Origin of the sequence: Streptomyces sp. MMG1533 (assembly GCF_001279775.1) — a bacterium.
Taxonomy (GTDB): Bacteria; Actinomycetota; Actinomycetes; order Streptomycetales; family Streptomycetaceae; genus Streptomyces.
This window is the reverse complement of sequence record NZ_LGDG01000074.1, coordinates 23107-38332: the sequence shown is the minus strand read 5'-3', so window position 1 is coordinate 38332 and position 15226 is coordinate 23107. Positions and strand designations below refer to the sequence as shown.

General features: G+C 71.3%; 11 protein-coding genes, 1 pseudogene and 1 riboswitch. Of the genes and pseudogenes, 9 read left to right on the top strand and 3 right to left on the bottom strand.

Translation table 11 applies throughout. The features are described 5' to 3' along the window. The first annotated feature begins 61 nt into the window (after positions 1-61). A complete protein-coding gene (locus tag ADK57_RS10795; protein ID WP_078973057.1) occupies positions 62-1171 on the top strand; it encodes a CobW family GTP-binding protein in 1110 nt (369 codons plus the stop codon). Here the strand turns inward: ADK57_RS10795 and ADK57_RS10790 are convergent. Further along, complete coding sequence (locus tag ADK57_RS10790) at positions 1168-3624, bottom strand: DNA gyrase/topoisomerase IV subunit A (RefSeq protein ID WP_053749176.1); 2457 nt, start codon at positions 3622-3624, stop codon at positions 1168-1170. The genes ADK57_RS10795 and ADK57_RS10790 overlap by 4 nt on opposite strands. A 392-nt stretch (positions 3625-4016) precedes the next feature. On the opposite strand from ADK57_RS10790, the gene ADK57_RS10785 reads away from it, so the two are divergent. The 4 genes from ADK57_RS10785 (at position 4017) to ADK57_RS10770 (ending at position 8906) form a co-directional block, all read left to right on the top strand. After that, complete coding sequence (locus ADK57_RS10785) at positions 4017-5366, top strand: M16 family metallopeptidase (RefSeq protein WP_053749175.1); 1350 nt, start codon at positions 4017-4019, stop codon at positions 5364-5366. Continuing rightward, complete coding sequence (locus ADK57_RS10780; RefSeq protein WP_053749174.1) at positions 5363-6751, top strand: M16 family metallopeptidase; 1389 nt, start codon at positions 5363-5365, stop codon at positions 6749-6751. Before ADK57_RS10785 ends, ADK57_RS10780 begins: the two co-directional genes overlap by 4 nt. A gap of 215 nt (positions 6752-6966) precedes the next feature. Next, a riboswitch (cyclic di-AMP (ydaO/yuaA leader) is annotated at positions 6967-7134 on the top strand. A gap of 12 nt (positions 7135-7146) precedes the next feature. Beyond that, positions 7147-7932, top strand: coding sequence for a M23 family metallopeptidase (locus tag ADK57_RS10775; RefSeq protein WP_053749173.1), 786 nt, complete (start codon positions 7147-7149; stop codon positions 7930-7932). Between the two features lie 278 nt (positions 7933-8210). Further along, entirely contained in the window at positions 8211-8906 is a 696-nt protein-coding gene (locus tag ADK57_RS10770; RefSeq protein ID WP_053749172.1) for a GntR family transcriptional regulator, read from the top strand. Positions 8907-9032: 126 nt separating this feature from the next. Here the strand turns inward: ADK57_RS10770 and ADK57_RS10765 are convergent, their stop codons facing one another. Next, the gene (locus tag ADK57_RS10765; RefSeq protein WP_053749171.1) at positions 9033-9314 is read right to left on the bottom strand and encodes an HPr family phosphocarrier protein; all 282 of its coding nucleotides are present in this window, start codon (positions 9312-9314) and stop codon (positions 9033-9035) included. Between the two features lie 178 nt (positions 9315-9492). Between ADK57_RS10765 and ADK57_RS10760 the strand changes: the two genes are divergently transcribed. Genes ADK57_RS10760 through ADK57_RS10745 form a run of 4 tightly spaced genes read left to right on the top strand, consistent with a single transcriptional unit; the run spans position 9493 to position 14858 of the window. After that, positions 9493-12339 (top strand): bifunctional GNAT family N-acetyltransferase/acetate--CoA ligase family protein, encoded by a 2847-nt coding sequence (locus ADK57_RS10760; RefSeq protein ID WP_053749170.1) that lies wholly within the window; start codon positions 9493-9495, stop codon positions 12337-12339. Between the two features lie 53 nt (positions 12340-12392). Beyond that, complete coding sequence (locus ADK57_RS10755) at positions 12393-12989, top strand: DUF5998 family protein (RefSeq protein ID WP_053749169.1); 597 nt, start codon at positions 12393-12395, stop codon at positions 12987-12989. Then, on the top strand, positions 12989-14191 hold the full coding sequence (locus tag ADK57_RS10750; protein WP_053749168.1) for an alkaline phosphatase family protein: 1203 nt from the start codon (positions 12989-12991) through the stop codon (positions 14189-14191). Before ADK57_RS10755 ends, ADK57_RS10750 begins: the two co-directional genes overlap by 1 nt. A gap of 49 nt (positions 14192-14240) precedes the next feature. Next, on the top strand, positions 14241-14858 hold the full coding sequence (locus ADK57_RS10745) for a thymidine kinase (RefSeq protein WP_053749167.1): 618 nt from the start codon (positions 14241-14243) through the stop codon (positions 14856-14858). Between the two features lie 23 nt (positions 14859-14881). Here ADK57_RS10745 and ADK57_RS51020 read toward each other — a convergent pair. Beyond that, a pseudogene (locus tag ADK57_RS51020) lies at positions 14882-15106 on the bottom strand (hypothetical protein); the annotation flags it as partial. Positions 15107-15226: the final 120 nt, after the last annotated feature.

The following is a 15226-nucleotide window of genomic DNA, read 5'->3' as shown; positions in this document are numbered from 1 at the left end:
ATCCTCGTACGTGCGCCGGGCCGCGAGCCGGTGCGCGCGTTGGTGTGAGAGAGGTCGCACGTTGAGTCAGTCGAGCCCGCAGACGAGCGCAGGCCCGTGTCCGAGTCCGGGCCCGACAGGGAGTCCGGGGCAGCGCCAGATCCCGGTCGTCGTGCTCGCCGGATTCCTCGGCTCCGGCAAGACCACGCTGCTCAACCACCTCCTCCACCGCAGCGGAGGCAGCCGTATCGGCGCCGTCGTCAACGACTTCGGTGCCATCGAGATCGACGCGATGGCCGTCGCCGGTGCGCTAAGCGACTCCACCGTCTCCCTCGGGAACGGGTGCCTGTGCTGCGCCGTCGACGTCGGCGAGCTGGATGAGTACCTGGAACGGCTGGCCCGGCCCTCCCTGGGGATCGACGTCATCGTGATCGAAGCCAGCGGGCTCGCCGAACCGCAGGAGCTCGTACGCATGGTGCTCGCCAGTGAGCATCCGGGGATCGTGTACGGCGGGCTGGTCGAGGTCGTCGACGCCGCCGAGTTCGACGACACCCGCGCCCGGCACCCCGAGATCGACCGGCATCTCGGCCTCGCCGACCTCGTCGTGGTCAACAAGCTGGACCGGGCCGTCGACGGCGAGCGGGTCCTCGGGCTGGTCCGGTCCCTCGTCGACCGGGCCGCCGTCGTGCCCGCCCGCTACGGCCGCATCGACCCCGAGTTCCTCTTCGACTGCCGGCCCGGCGAGGAGCGCATCGGGCAACTGACCTTCGACGACCTGCACGAGCACACGGCAGGGGACGGGCACGACCAGCACCTGCACAGCGGCTACGACAGTCTGTCCTTCGTCTCCGAAGTGCCTCTTGACCCGCGTTCGTTGATGCAGTTCCTCGACAGCAGGCCCCAGGGGCTGTACCGGATCAAGGGGTACGTCGACTTCGGACCGTACGACTCGAAGAACCGCTACGGCGTGCATGCCGTCGGACCGTTCCTGCGCTTCTACCCGGAACCCTGGACGCCCGCCGACGCCCGCCTCACCCAGCTGGTGCTCATCGGCTCCGGCATCGACGCGCCCGCCCTCGGCAAGGAACTGGAGGCGTGCAGGAGCGACGCCCCACACGCCGACGAGCACGGCATGTGGGGCGTTCTGCGCTACGTACAGGAGCCGGAGGACGAGACCCTGGAGGGGGTCTAGACCGGTCCCGCCACCACCGACACCGTCTTCGCCAGCGACACGCCCGAGCCGTCGCGGCGCGGGTCCATCTCCGGGAGGTCGGCCGGGGTGCCGTTCTTCTGGGCCGCCTTCGCCGGGACGGGGCCCGCCCAGGCCAGGGACAGGCAGTCCTCGCCCTTCAGGAAGCGCTGGCAGCGGACGCCGCCGGTGGCGCGGCCCTTGCGCGGGTACTGGTCGAACGGGGTCAGCTTGGCCGTCGTCTGGACGGAGTCGTCCAGCGTGCCGCGCGAGCCCGCGACCGTGAACACCACCGCGTCCGCGGCGGGGTCGACGGCCGTGAAGGAGATGACCTTCGCGCCCTCTGTCAGCTTGATGCCCGTCATGCCGCCGGCCGGGCGGCCCTGGGGGCGGACCTGGGAGGCCTGGTAGCGCAGTAGTTGCGCGTCGTCCGTGATGAAGACCAGGTCCTCCTCGCCGGTGCGCAGCTCCACCGCGCCGACGATCCGGTCGCCCTCCTTGAGGGTGATGACCTCAAGCTCGCCCTTGTTGGTCGGATAGTCGGGGACCACGCGTTTGACGACGCCCTGGGCGGTACCGATCGCCAGACCGGGGGAGGACTCGTCGAGTGTCGTCAGGCAGACCACCGTCTCGTCGCCCTCCAGGGAGACGAACTCCGACACCGGGGCGCCCCCGGAGAGGTTCGGTGCCGACGCGGTGTCCGGGAGCTGGGGCAGATCGACGACGTTCACCCGGAGCAGGCGTCCGGAGGACGTGACCACGCCCACCTCGCCGCGCGCCGTGGCCGGCACCGCCGAGACGATCACGTCGTGCTTGGTGCGCCGGGCGTCGGCGTCCTCCGGGAACGGCTCGCCGTTCGCCGTGCGGGCCAGCAGGGCAGTGGAGGACAGGAGCACGCGACACGGGTCGTCGGCCACCTGGAGCGGCACGGCGGCCGCCGGGGAGCCCGCCGACTCCAGCAGGACCGTACGCCGCTCGGTGCCGAACTTCTTCGCCACCGCGGCCAGTTCGGCGGAGACCAGTTTGCGCAGCTCGGCGTCCGAGTCGAGGATCCGGGTCAGCTCCGCGATCTCCGCGTTGAGCCGGTCCTTCTCCGACTCCAGCTCGATGCGGTCGAACTTGGTGAGGCGGCGGAGAGGGGTGTCGAGGATGTACTGGGTCTGGATCTCCGACAGAGAGAAGCGCTCCATCAGGCGCTGCTTGGCCTGCGCGGAGTTGTCGCTGGAGCGGATGAGGCGGATGACCTCGTCGATGTCCACCAGCGCGGTGAGCAGACCCTCGACCAGGTGCAGACGGTCACGCTTCTTGGTCCGGCGGAACTCGCTGCGGCGGCGCACGACCTCGAAGCGGTGGTCGAGGTAGACCTCCAGGAGCTCCTTGAGGCCGAGGGTGAGGGGCTGGCCGTCCACCAGCGCCACGTTGTTGACGCCGAAGGACTCCTCCATGGGCGTCAGCTTGTAGAGCTGCTCCAGGACCGCCTCCGGCACGAAGCCGTTCTTGATCTCGATGACGAGGCGCAGGCCGTGCGCCCGGTCGGTGAGGTCCTTGACGTCCGCGATGCCCTGCAGCTTCTTCGAGCCGACCAGGTCCTTGATCTTGGCGATGACCTTCTCGGGTCCGACCGTGAAGGGCAACTCCGTGACGATCAGGCCCTTGCGGCGCGCCGTCACGTTGTCCACGGCCACCGTGGCGCGGATCTTGAAGGTGCCGCGGCCCGTCTCGTACGCGTCCCGGATACCGGAGAGACCGACGATCCGGCCTCCGGTGGGCAGGTCGGGGCCCGGCACGTGCCGCATCAGGGCCTCGAGGTCCGCGTTCGGGTAGCGGATCAGGTGGCGGGCGGCCGCGATGACCTCGGCCAGGTTGTGCGGCGGCATGTTCGTGGCCATGCCGACCGCGATGCCCGACGCGCCGTTCACCAGGAGGTTCGGGAAGGCGGCCGGAAGGGCCACCGGCTCCTGCTCCTGGCCGTCGTAGTTGGGGTTGAAGTCGACCGTGTCCTCGTCGATCGACTCGGTCATCAGGCTCGTGGCCTCGGCCTGGCGGCATTCGGTGTACCGCATGGCGGCCGGCGGGTCGTCATTGCCCAGCGAGCCGAAGTTGCCGTGGCCGTCGACCAGCGGGACGCGCATCGAGAAGGGCTGGGCCATGCGCACGAGGGCGTCGTAGATCGACGCGTCGCCGTGCGGGTGCAGCTTGCCCATGACCTCGCCGACGACACGGGCGCACTTCACATAGCCGCGGTCGGGGCGCAGGCCCATCTCGTTCATCTGGTAGACGATGCGGCGGTGCACCGGCTTGAGGCCGTCGCGGGCGTCCGGCAGGGCGCGGGAGTAGATGACCGAGTACGCGTACTCGAGGAAGGAGCCCTGCATCTCGTCGACGACGTCGATGTCGAGGATCTTCTCCTCGTACGAGTCGTCGGGCGGCGGGGTCTTCGTGCTGCGGCGGGCCATCGCTGCCGGCTCCTCCTGTTTCTGGACGTTCGCCTACGGGGCGCTCAGGTCGGTGTCGAGAACCCGACCGTGCTCAGCCCTTCGGGCCTTAGCGCGCTCGACCTTTCGACACCGACGCGTCCCTTCGGCTCACTCTTGCTGAAGCGTGAACGCGATCTGACGCAAACCATTGTGGACCGCGGCACTGACAGCGCGGGCCAGGGCCCGCTGTCGGCCGCCCGGCCCGGTGTGGGCGGGCGCGCCTGACCGCGGCTGCCCGCAGGCTACGCGATCTCGCTGACGGCGTACGTCGTCCGGGAACTTCGCCGACGGTCCGCACGCTTGCATACAGTGGCAGGACAGGCAGGAAAACCGCGGTTTCAGCGACCGCGACCGCGATCGAAGGGACGTACATGCCCATGGGTCACACGGCCACAGCCCAGGCAGGCTCCGGCGGACTGACAGCGACCGAGCACCGCCTGGCCAACGGCCTGCGCGTGGTGCTCTCCGAGGACCATCTGACCCCCGTCGCGGCGGTGTGCCTCTGGTACGACGTGGGCTCGCGCCACGAAGTCAAGGGTCGTACCGGCCTTGCTCACCTCTTCGAGCACCTTATGTTCCAGGGCTCCGGCCAGGTCAAGGGCAACGGCCACTTCGAGCTGATCCAGGGTGCCGGCGGCTCGCTCAACGGCACCACCAGCTTCGAGCGCACCAACTACTTCGAGACCATGCCCACCCACCAGCTGGAGCTCGCGCTCTGGCTGGAGGCCGACCGCATGGGCTCGCTGCTGGCCGCCCTCGACGACGAGTCGATGGAGAACCAGCGGGACGTCGTCAAGAACGAGCGCCGGCAGCGCTACGACAACGTCCCCTACGGCACGGCGTTCGAGAAGCTGACCGCCCTCGCCTACCCGGAGGGCCACCCCTACCACCACACCCCGATCGGCTCGATGGCCGACCTGGACGCGGCCACCCTGGAGGACGCCCGCGCGTTCTTCCGGACGTACTACGCGCCGGGCAACGCCGTCCTGTCGGTCGTCGGCGACATCGACCCGGAGCAGACGCTCGCCTGGATCGAGAAGTACTTCGGGTCCATCGCGTCGCACGACGGCAAGCCGACGCCCCGCGACGGCTCGCTGCCCGACGTCATGGGCGGGCAGCTGCGCGAGATCGTCGAGGAGGAGGTCCCCGCGCGCGCGTTGATGGCCGCCTACCGGCTCCCGGAGGACGGCACGCGCGCGTGCGACGCGGTGGACCTGGCGCTCACCGTCCTCGGCGGCGGCGAGTCGTCCCGCATCTACAACCGGCTGGTACGGCGCGACCGTACGGCGGTGGCGGCCGGCTTCGGCCTGCTGCGGCTGGCCGGGGCACCCTCCCTGGGGTGGCTGGACGTGAAGACCTCCGGCGACGTCGAGGTGCCGGTCATCGAGGCCGCCATCGACGAGGAGCTCGCCCGGTTCGCCGAGGAGGGCCCCACGGCCGAGGAAATGGAACGCGCCCAGGCCCAGTTGGAGCGCGAGTGGCTGGACCGGCTCGGCACGGTCGCGGGCCGCGCCGACGAACTGTGCCGGTACGCCGTCCTGTTCGGCGACCCGCAGCTCGCCCTGACCGCCGTACAGCGCGTCCTCGACGTGACGGCCGAAGAGGTCCAGGAGGTCGCCAAGGCCCGCCTGCGCCCCGACAACCGCGCGGTGCTCGTCTACGAACCGATCGCCCCCGAAGCCCCCGCCGACCAGGACGAGAACGAGGAGGCGGCCCGGTGACCGAGCTCGCCACGATGGAATTCCACCCCCAGCCCCAGGCGGGCGAGGCCAGGCCCTGGGCCTTCCCGGCGCCCCGGCGAGGGACGCTCGACAACGGCCTGACGGTCCTGCGCTGCCACCGCCCCGGCCAGCTGGTCGTCGCCGTGGAGGTGCTCCTGGACGCGCCCCTGGAGGCCGAACCCGCCGGCCTGGACGGCGTCGCCACGATCATGGCCCGCGCCTTCTCCGAGGGCACCGACAAACACTCCGCCGAGGACTTCGCCGCCGAGCTGGAGCGCTGCGGCGCCACCCTCGACGCGCACGCCGACCACCCCGGCGTACGGCTCTCCCTCGAAGTCCCGGCCTCCCGCCTGGCCAAGGCGCTCGGCCTGCTCGCCGACGCCCTCAGGGCGCCCGCGTTCGCGGACAGCGAGGTCGAGCGACTGGTGCGCAACCGCCTGGACGAGATCCCGCACGAGCTGGCCAACCCGTCCCGGCGTGCCGCCAAGGAGCTCTCCAAGGAGCTGTTCCCGGTGACCTCGCGCATGTCGCGCCCGCGCCAGGGCACCGAGGAGACGGTCGAGAACATCGACTCCGTGGCCGTACGCGCCTTCTACGAGAAGCACGTCCGCCCCGCCACCGCCACCGCCGTGGTGGTCGGCGACCTCACCGGCATCGACCTCGACGCGCTGCTCGGCGACACGCTCGGCTCCTGGACCGGTTCCTCGGCCGAGCCGCGTCCCGTGCCGCCGGTGACCGCCGACGACACCGGCCGGGTCGTCATCGTGGACCGTCCCGGCGCGGTTCAGACGCAGCTGCTGATCGGCCGTATCGGCCCCGACCGGCACGACCGAGTGTGGCCGGCGCAGGTGCTCGGCACCTACTGCCTGGGCGGCACCCTCACCTCCCGCCTGGACCGAGTCCTGCGCGAGGAGAAGGGCTACACCTACGGTGTGCGGGCGTTCGGGCAGGTCATGCGCTCCGCGCCGGACGGCAGCGGTGCGGCGATGCTCGCCATCAGCGGCTCCGTCGACACCCCGAACACCGGTCCCGCCCTCGACGACCTGTGGACGGTGCTGCGCACCCTCGCCGCCGGGGGGCTCACCGACGCCGAGCGGGACGTCGCCGTGCAGAACCTCGTCGGGGTGGCGCCGCTGAAGTACGAGACCGCGGCGGCCGTGGCGAGCACGCTGGCCGACCAGGTCGAGCAGCACCTGCCGGACGACTTCCAGGCGACGCTCTACCAGCAGCTCGCCGCGACCGGCACCGTCGAGGCCACCGCGGCGGCCGTGAGCGCCTTCCCGGTGGACCGGCTGGTGACCGTCCTCGTCGGGGACGCGGCGCAGATCAAGGAGCCCGTGGAGGCCCTCGGCATCGGCGAAGTCACCGTCGTCTCGGCGGAGTAGGCGCACGCGCGCGTAGCGGAGCAGACGCCCGCGCGCCCAGGGGCCCTGGTGACTCAAGAGTCACCAGGGCCCCTCTATGTCCGAATTGAGGGAGAGGTTGCCTGTCTGCCCTGTGGCATGCGCTACAAAACCCGTGATCCGTTTGGGGATTGAAAGTTGCCCCGCTTAGGTTCATGCGGGCTGTCCGTCAGGCACCGCGCCGCATCCGCGGCACCGGACAGTCATCGCCGAGTCCCCACATGGCGCGAGCCAGGGGAGCCGGGGACCCACACCACAAGTCCCTGGGGTGAATCGGACGCCCGCGCGCACCGCGAGGGGGTCCGTAGGAGACCTTCCTGCTCCGAACCCGTCAGCTAACCCGGTAGGCGAGAGGGAAGGAAAGGACCAGCCACTACATGGCGTTCACTTGCGCCACCGGGAAGCATCGTCGTCCCAGTCGGATGAAGCGCACCACCGCCCGTGCCGCGGGTGCCGCCGCGCTCACCACCACCGGCGTCATCGGCACCCTGGCCGCCCCGGCGCTCGCCGCCGAACCGGCCGTCGAGCAGACCGGTCTCATCCCCGTCATCACCATGGGCGACTCGGTCGCCGACCAGATCGACGCCCAGGCCGCCGCCCAGAAGCAGGCGGCCGAGGAAGCCGAAGCGCGGCAGAAGGCCGAGGAGGCCGCGCGCAAGAAGGCGGCCGCCGAGGCCAAGGCAGCGGCCGCCGAGGCCAAGGAGGCGCGCGAGGCCAAGGAGCGCGCCGCCCGCGAGGCCGAGCGCAAGCGCCTCAACTCCTACGTCGCCCCGATCTCCGGCTCGTACATCTCGACCGGTTACAAGGCCGGCGGCGGCGTCTGGTCCTCCGGCAGCCACACCGGCGTCGACTTCCACGCCGCGAGCGGCACTTCCGTCCACGCGGTCGGCTCCGGCACGGTCGTCGAGGCCGGATGGGGCGGGTCGTACGGCAACAACGTCGTGATCAAGATGAACGACGGCACGTACACCCAGTACGGCCACCTGTCGTCCATCGGCGTCTCCGTCGGCCAGACGGTCACCCCGGGGCAGCAGATCGGCCTCTCCGGCGCGACCGGCAACGTGACCGGGCCGCACCTGCACTTCGAGGCCCGTACGACCGCGGAGTACGGCTCGGACATCGACCCCGTCGCCTACCTCCGCTCGCACGGCGTGAACGTCTGACGCTCGGCTCGCGCCCGCGAACGACCCCCGCGCGCGTCCCGCGAACGACCCCCGCGCGCGTCCCGTGGACGTCCGACGTACGACGTCCGGCGACAGACGGCTCCGCATCCCGAAGCCCCGGCTCTCCGAGCCGGGGCTTTCGGTGTTACAGACGGCCGTCTGTCCAAAAAATATCCATGGATTCCGGCCCGCCATCGGAAATTCCCGCTGATTGCAATAGAGTCACTGAACACACGTCAATCGTCGACGTTTCACGGGGATTAAAGCGGAGGTCGGTCATGCGTATTCCGGCGCACTCGGTATGCACGGCGATCCGGGACGACATCGTCGCGGGTGTCTACGAGCGCGGCAGCCGGCTCACCGAGGAACTGCTCGCGCGCCGCTACGGCGTCTCGCGCGTCCCCGTCCGGGAAGCCCTGCGCACGCTGGAGGCGGAGGGCTTCGTGGTGACCCGGCGGCACGCGGGCGCGTGCGTCGCGGAACCCACCGAGCAGGAGGGTGCCGACCTGCTGGAGATGCGCATGCTCCTGGAGCCGCTCGGCGCCTCCCGGGCCGCCCAGCGGCGTACCGAGGCCCATCTCAAGGTGCTGCGCGGCCTGGTCCGGCTGGGCCAGGAGCGAGCCAGGCGGGGCAACAGTGAGGACCTGCGCTCCCTGGGGGGCTGGTTCCACGAGACGCTCGCGCAGGCCTCCGGCAGTGCCGCGATGACCTCGATGCTGACCCAGCTGCGCCACAAGATCGCCTGGATGTACGCGGTGGAGGCGCCGGCCAACCCCGTGGAGTCGTGGGCGGAGCACGGCGCGATCGTGGATGCGGTGGCGCGCGGTGACAACGAACGTGCGCGGGCGCTCACGGCGCTTCACACGGAGCGCGCGACGGTGGCGCACCGGCTGCGATTCACCGGCGGCGGAGAGCGGCCGGACCGTGTGAGGAACTCGCAACATCCCGTAAACATGACGAGCCTGCGGCATTAACACGGGCACCGTATACAAAGAGGGGATAATTCGCGGGGGATTATTTCTGCTGCCCGCCAGCGGGAAATACGAAGGGCTCGCCCGATAATTCGGGCGAGCCCTTCGCTGCAACCGCTAATTGCGTGCTCAGACGGTTTCGGGGAGTTCCTCGAGCCCCTCGGAGACCAGCTTCGCCAGACGGTCGAGGGCCACGTCGGCACCCTCGGCGTCGGAGGCGAGGACGATCTCCTCGCCGCCCTGGGCGCCCAGACCGAGGACGGCCAGCATGGAGGCCGCGTTGACGGGGTTGCCGTCGGCCTTGGAGATCGTCACCGGGATACCTGCGGCCGTGGCGGCCCGGACGAAGATGGAAGCGGGGCGGGCGTGGAGACCCTCGGCCCAGCCGACGTTGACGCGGCGCTCAGCCATGTGATGCTGCCCTTCGGTGTATCAGGGTTGTCTAGACCAGTTTCCCATATCGTGAAGCATGCCCGGAGCGGTCCTTCGTCCCGCCCCGGCGTGGTGCCGGACCGCGGCCTCGGTCCGGCTTCCATCCTCCACAGACTGCCTCGCGCCGTTGTCCTACGCGAGCCGTACTCTGGGGCCCATGCAGACCTCGTCGGACCGGCACGAGTACCCCGCCCACTGGGAGGCCGACGTGGTGCTGCGCGACGGCGGCACCGCGCGCATCCGGCCCATCACCGTTGATGACGCCGATCGCCTCGTCAGCTTCTACGAGCAGGTGTCGGACGAGTCGAAGTACTACCGCTTCTTCGCGCCCTACCCTCGTCTGTCCGCCAAGGACGTCCACCGCTTCACGCACCACGACTTTGTGGACCGGGTGGGACTCGCGGCCACCATCGGCGGCGAGTTCATCGCCACCGTACGCTACGACCGCATCGGCGCCGACGGCATGCCCGCCTCCGCCCCGGCCGACGAGGCGGAAGTCGCCTTCCTCGTGCAGGACGCCCACCAGGGGCGCGGAGTCGCCTCCGCCCTGCTCGAACACATCGGGGCCGTCGCGCGCGAGCGCGGCATCCGGCGCTTCGCCGCCGAGGTGCTGCCCGCCAACAGCAAGATGATCAAGGTCTTCACGGACGCCGGGTACACCCAGAAGCGCAGCTTCGAGGACGGCGTCGTACGCCTGGAGTTCGACCTGGAGCCGACGAACCGCTCGCTCGCCGTGCAGTACGCGCGCGAGCAGCGTGCCGAAGGGCGGTCCGTGCAGCGGCTGCTCATGCCCGGGTCCGTCGTCGTGATCGGGGCCGGGCGCACACCGGGCGGGGTGGGCCGCAGCGTCCTCGACAACATCAAGGACGCCGCCTTCACCGGCCGTCTCTACGCCGTGAACAAGGCCCTCCCCGAGGAGCAGAAGGAACTCGCCGGGGTGCCCGCGTACCGGTCGGTGCGGGACATCGACGGGCCCGTCGACCTCGCGGTCGTCGCCGTGCCCGCGAAGCATGTCCCCGAAGTCGTCGAGGAGTGCGGCCTGCACGGCGTGCAGGGGCTGGTGGTGCTCTCCGCCGGGTACGCCGAGAGCGGGCCGGAGGGGCGCGAGCGCCAGCGCGAACTCGTCCGCCACGCGCGCGCGTACGGCATGCGGATCATCGGGCCGAACGCGTTCGGGGTCATCAACACCTCCCCGGACGTCCGGCTGAACGCCTCGCTCGCGCCGCAGGCGCCCCGGCCGGGCCGGATCGGGCTGTTCGCCCAGTCCGGCGCGATCGGCATCGCCCTGCTCTCCCGGCTGCACCGGCGTGGCGGCGGGGTCACGGGAGTCACCGGCGTGTCCACCTTCGTCTCCTCCGGCAACCGGGCCGACGTCTCCGGCAACGACGTCCTTCAGTACTGGTACGACGACCCCGACACCGATGTCGCCCTGATGTACCTGGAGTCCATCGGCAACCCGCGCAAGTTCACCCGGCTCGCACGGCGGACGGCGGCTGTGAAGCCGCTGGTCGTGGTGCAGGGGGCGCGGCACGGGGGCGCGGCGCCGCAGGGCCATGCCGTACGGGCGACGCGGTTGCCGCACGCCACGGTGTCCGCGCTGCTGCGGCAGGCCGGGGTGATCCGGGTCGACACGATCACCGAGCTGGTCGACGTGGGGCTGCTGCTCGCGCGCCAGCCGCTGCCGACGGGGCCGCGGGTGGCGATCCTCGGCAACTCCGAGTCGCTGGGGCTGCTGACGTACGACGCGTGTCTCTCCGAGGGGCTCAGGCCGTTGCCTCCGCTGGATCTGACGACGGGGGCGTCGCCGGAGGACTTCCACGGGGCGCTGTACCGGGCGTTGGCGGACGACGCGTGCGACGCCGTCGTGGTGACCGCGATACCGGCGGTGGGGGAGGGGTATCCCGGGGACGCGGCGTTGGCGGAGGCGTTGAGATCGGCGGCGGAGCGGGTGCCGGGCAAGCCGGTGCTGGTGGTGCACGTGGAGCTCGGAGGGCTGGCGGAGGCGTTGTCGGCCGCGGCGAGCACCGCACCCCAGGCGAGTTCGACGGCTCCCGGCGCAGTCGGCCGCGACCACCCCTTCCGTGCCCTCGACCGACTGGCCACGAAGCCGGCGGACGACACGCCCGCCCCCGAGAACTGCTCCCGCCTCATCCCCGCCTACCCCGCCGCCGAACGCGCCGTCCGCGCCCTCGGCGAAGCCGTCAAGTACGCCCAGTGGCGGCGGGACGCCGCGGAGCCCGGCAAGGTCCCCGAGTACGAGGACATCGACGAGAAGGCGGCCGCCGAACTGATCGGGGGGCTTCTCGCGCGGGGACAGGGGCTCACCCTCGGTACCGAGGAGACCTGCGAGCTGCTCGGGAAGTACGGCGTGCAGGTCCACCGGGCCCTGCCCGCGGCCACGCCCGAGGACGCCGTCGCCGCCGCCCGCACCCTCGGCTACCCGGTCGCCCTCAAGGCCACCGCCCCGCACCTGCGACACCGCGCCGACCTGGGCGGCGTACGCCTGGACCTCGCGGACGAAGAACAACTGCGCCGCTCGTACGCCGAGTTGACCGAGCTGTTCGGGAAGCCGGAGGAGCTGCGGCCGGTGGTGCAGGGGATGGCGCCCCGTGGCGTCGACACTGTCGTCAGGGCCGTGATCGACCCGGCGGCGGGGGCCGTACTGTCGTTCGGGCTGGCCGGGGCCGCCTCGCAGTTGCTCGGGGACATGGCACACCGGCTGGTTCCGGTCACCGACCGGGAGGCGACCTCCCTGGTCCGGTCGATCCGGACGGCCCCGCTCCTGTTCGGCTGGCGCGGCTCGACCCCCGTCGACACCCCCGCCCTGGAGGAACTGCTGCTGCGTGTGTCGCGGCTGGTCGACGACCACCCGGAGGTCGTCGCGGTCACCCTGGAGCCCGTCGTCGTCGCCCCGCACGGCCTGAGCGTCCTTGGCGCGTCCGTGCGGCTCGCGCCGCCGCCCGCCCGCGACGACCTCGGCCCGCGGACCCTCCCCGCCTACTGAGCGACGTTTCCCCGGCACGGAGCGGTGCCTCGCAGTCAGTGGGTCCCCGTAGGATGGACGTCATGGCCAAGACCAGTACGACGACCCAGGGGCTGCGAGCGGCGATCGAACGCAGCGGCTACTACCCGGCCCTCGTGGCCGAGGCGGTGGAGGCCGCCGTGGGCGGCGACACCATCCGGTCGTACCTGGTCCACCAGGAGACCACGTTCGACCAGAACGAGGTGCGGCGGCATGTGACCGTCCTCGTCCTCACCGGCAACCGCTTCATCGTCAGCCACACCGACGAGCAGGCTGCCGACACCACCTCTCCGACGCCGTACGCCACCACCTCCACCGAATCCGTGAAGCTCGGCCGGATCTCGTCGGTGGTGGTCAGCCGAGTGGTCGCCAACCCGGAGCAGTACGTGCCGGGCACGCCGCCCCGGGAGGTCGTGCTGACCATCGGGTGGGGCGCCGTCTCCCGCCTCGACCTGGAACCCGCCGCCTGCGGTGATCCCAACTGCGAGGCCGACCACGGCTACACCGGCAGCTCGACGGCGGACGACCTGAGCCTGCGCGTGAGCGAGGCCGGGGACGGCCCGGAGACGGTGCGCCAGGCGCTCGCCTTCGCCCAGGCCATCTCCGAGGCGACCGCGGACGTCACCCGCTGATGGCACAGCCCGTCTCGGCCTGGGACCACCACCCGCAGCCGCTCGCCCCCGCCTCCGCGCCCGCCCCCGAGTACGGCACCGGCTCCCTCGCCGACCTGCTGCCCACGCTGGCGGCGGGCATGGCCGTACCCGGCATGACCGCCGCCATCGCGGAGCTCACCGCCGCCGACCGGAACTGCGTGTTCCTGATCGACGGCCTCGGCTGGGAACAGCTGAGGGCGCACCCGGACGAGGCGCCCTTCCTGACCTCGCTCCTCGGCAGCTCGCGCGGCGGCACCGGCCGACCCCTGACCACCGGCTTCCCGGCCACCACCGCCACCTCCCTCGCCTCCGTCGGCACCGGCCGCCCGCCCGGCGCCCACGGCCTGCCCGGTTACACCGTGCGCAATCCGGACACCGGCGAGCTGATGAACCAGCTGCGCTGGCAGCCCTGGACCTCGCCGAAGATCTGGCAGCCGTACCCCACGGTCTTCCAGCTGGCCCACGAGGCGGGGGTGCACGCCGCCCAGGTGTCGTCCCCGACCTTCGAGAACACCCCGCTGACCAAGGTCGCGCTCAGTGGCGGAACGTTCCACGGGCGGCTGTCCGGCGAGGACCGCATGGATCTCGCGGCCGAGCAGCTGGCCGCCGCGGACCGTTCCCTGGTCTACACGTACTACGCCGAACTCGACGGCGCCGGCCACCGCTTCGGCGTCGACTCGGACAACTGGCGCGGCCAGCTCATGTACGTCGACCGGCTGGTCCAGCGGCTCGCCGAGCAGCTGCCGCCGAACTCCGCGCTCTATGTCACCGCCGACCACGGCATGATCGACGTCCCCTTCGACGAGCAGCACCGCATCGACTTCGACGAGGACTGGGAGCTGCGCGCCGGGGTCGCCCTGCTGGGCGGCGAGGGCCGCGCCCGCCATGTGTACGCGGTGCCGGGCGCCGAGAACGACGTCCTGACCTGCTGGCGCGAGGTTCTCGGCGAGCAGTTCTGGGTGGCCTCGCGGGACGAGGCGATCGCGGCGGGCTGGTTCGGCCGGCCCGACCAGGTCGACCAGCGGGTGTACGGCCGCCTCGGCGACGTGGTCGCCGCCGCCCGCGACGACGTGCTCATCATCGCCTCGGAGCGGGAGCCCAAGGAGTCGGCGATGGTCGGCAACCACGGTTCGATGACCCCTGCCGAGCAGTTGGTCCCGCTGCTCGAAGTACGCTCCTGACGCTTCACCCGCCCCTGTTTCCCCTGTGCTGAAAGGTGCTCGACTCGCCATGCCCGAGCTGGTGTTCTTCTCCGGAACGATGGACTGCGGGAAGTCCACGCTGGCTCTCCAGATCGAGCACAACCGCTCGGCCCGCGGCCTCCAGGGCGTGATCTTCACACGCGACGACCGCGCGGGCGAGGGGAAGCTGTCCTCGCGGCTCGGTCTGGTGACCGAGGCGGTCGAGGCCGGGCCGGACATGGACCTGTTCGGCTACGTCGTGGCCGAGATCGAGCAGGGCTGCAAGGTCGACTACCTGATCGTCGACGAGGCGCAGTTCCTCTCGTCCGAGCAGATCGACCAACTGGCGTGCGTGGTGGACGACCTGGGCCTGGACGTCTACGCCTTCGGCATCACCACCGACTTCCGCACCAAGCTGTTCCCCGGCTCGCAGCGTCTGATCGAGCTGGCGGACCGGATAGAGGCGCTCCAGGTGGAAGCCATGTGCTGGTGCGGTGCGCGCGCCACGCACAACGCCCGCACCGTGGGCGGCGAGATGGTGGTGGAGGGCGAGCAGGTCGTCGTGGGCGATGTGAACCGCCCGGCGGCGGAGGTCGGTTACGAGGTGCTGTGCCGACGCCACCACCGCCGCCGGATGACCAGTTCCTCGGCCGCCCTCGCCCGCTAGACGGCGGGCGAGGGCGAGGGGCTTCAGGGCCGGGTCACTCCCGAAAGAGGGGCTGGCGCGTTGCCAGCCCCGTGTCGCCAGAGCCGGGCATACGCCCCGTCGGCCGCCAACAGCTCATCGTGGGAGCCCTGTTCGACGACCCGGCCGTGGTCGAGGACGACGATGCGGTCGGCGCGGGCCGCCGTGGTCGTGCGGTGGGCGACGACGACGGTGGTACGGCGCCTCGCGGCAGGTGACGTCGCGCAGTTCGAGCTCCAGCGGGCCGTCGGGGAGGTCCCTGGCGTGGGGGTGATCGGTGATGTCGGGCTTGGCGTCGATGATTTCGTGAACGCGTTCGGAGGCTGCCCGGGCCTGTTGTGCGGTGACGG

Excerpts from the sequence above, each read along its gene's own strand:
- ADK57_RS10755 (WP_053749169.1), top strand. The coding sequence starts at position 12,393 with ATGGACGTCATGGCCAAGACCAGTACGACGACCCAGGGGCTGCGAGCG.
- ADK57_RS10765 (WP_053749171.1), bottom strand. The coding sequence starts at position 9,314 with ATGGCTGAGCGCCGCGTCAACGTCGGCTGGGCCGAGGGTCTCCACGCC.
- ADK57_RS10750 (WP_053749168.1), top strand. The coding sequence starts at position 12,989 with ATGGCACAGCCCGTCTCGGCCTGGGACCACCACCCGCAGCCGCTCGCC.
- ADK57_RS10760 (WP_053749170.1), top strand. The coding sequence starts at position 9,493 with ATGCAGACCTCGTCGGACCGGCACGAGTACCCCGCCCACTGGGAGGCC.
- ADK57_RS10775 (WP_053749173.1), top strand. The coding sequence starts at position 7,147 with ATGGCGTTCACTTGCGCCACCGGGAAGCATCGTCGTCCCAGTCGGATG.
- ADK57_RS10745 (WP_053749167.1), top strand. The coding sequence starts at position 14,241 with ATGCCCGAGCTGGTGTTCTTCTCCGGAACGATGGACTGCGGGAAGTCC.
- ADK57_RS10790 (WP_053749176.1), bottom strand. The coding sequence starts at position 3,624 with ATGGCCCGCCGCAGCACGAAGACCCCGCCGCCCGACGACTCGTACGAG.
- ADK57_RS10785 (WP_053749175.1), top strand. The coding sequence starts at position 4,017 with ATGCCCATGGGTCACACGGCCACAGCCCAGGCAGGCTCCGGCGGACTG.
- ADK57_RS10770 (WP_053749172.1), top strand. The coding sequence starts at position 8,211 with ATGCGTATTCCGGCGCACTCGGTATGCACGGCGATCCGGGACGACATC.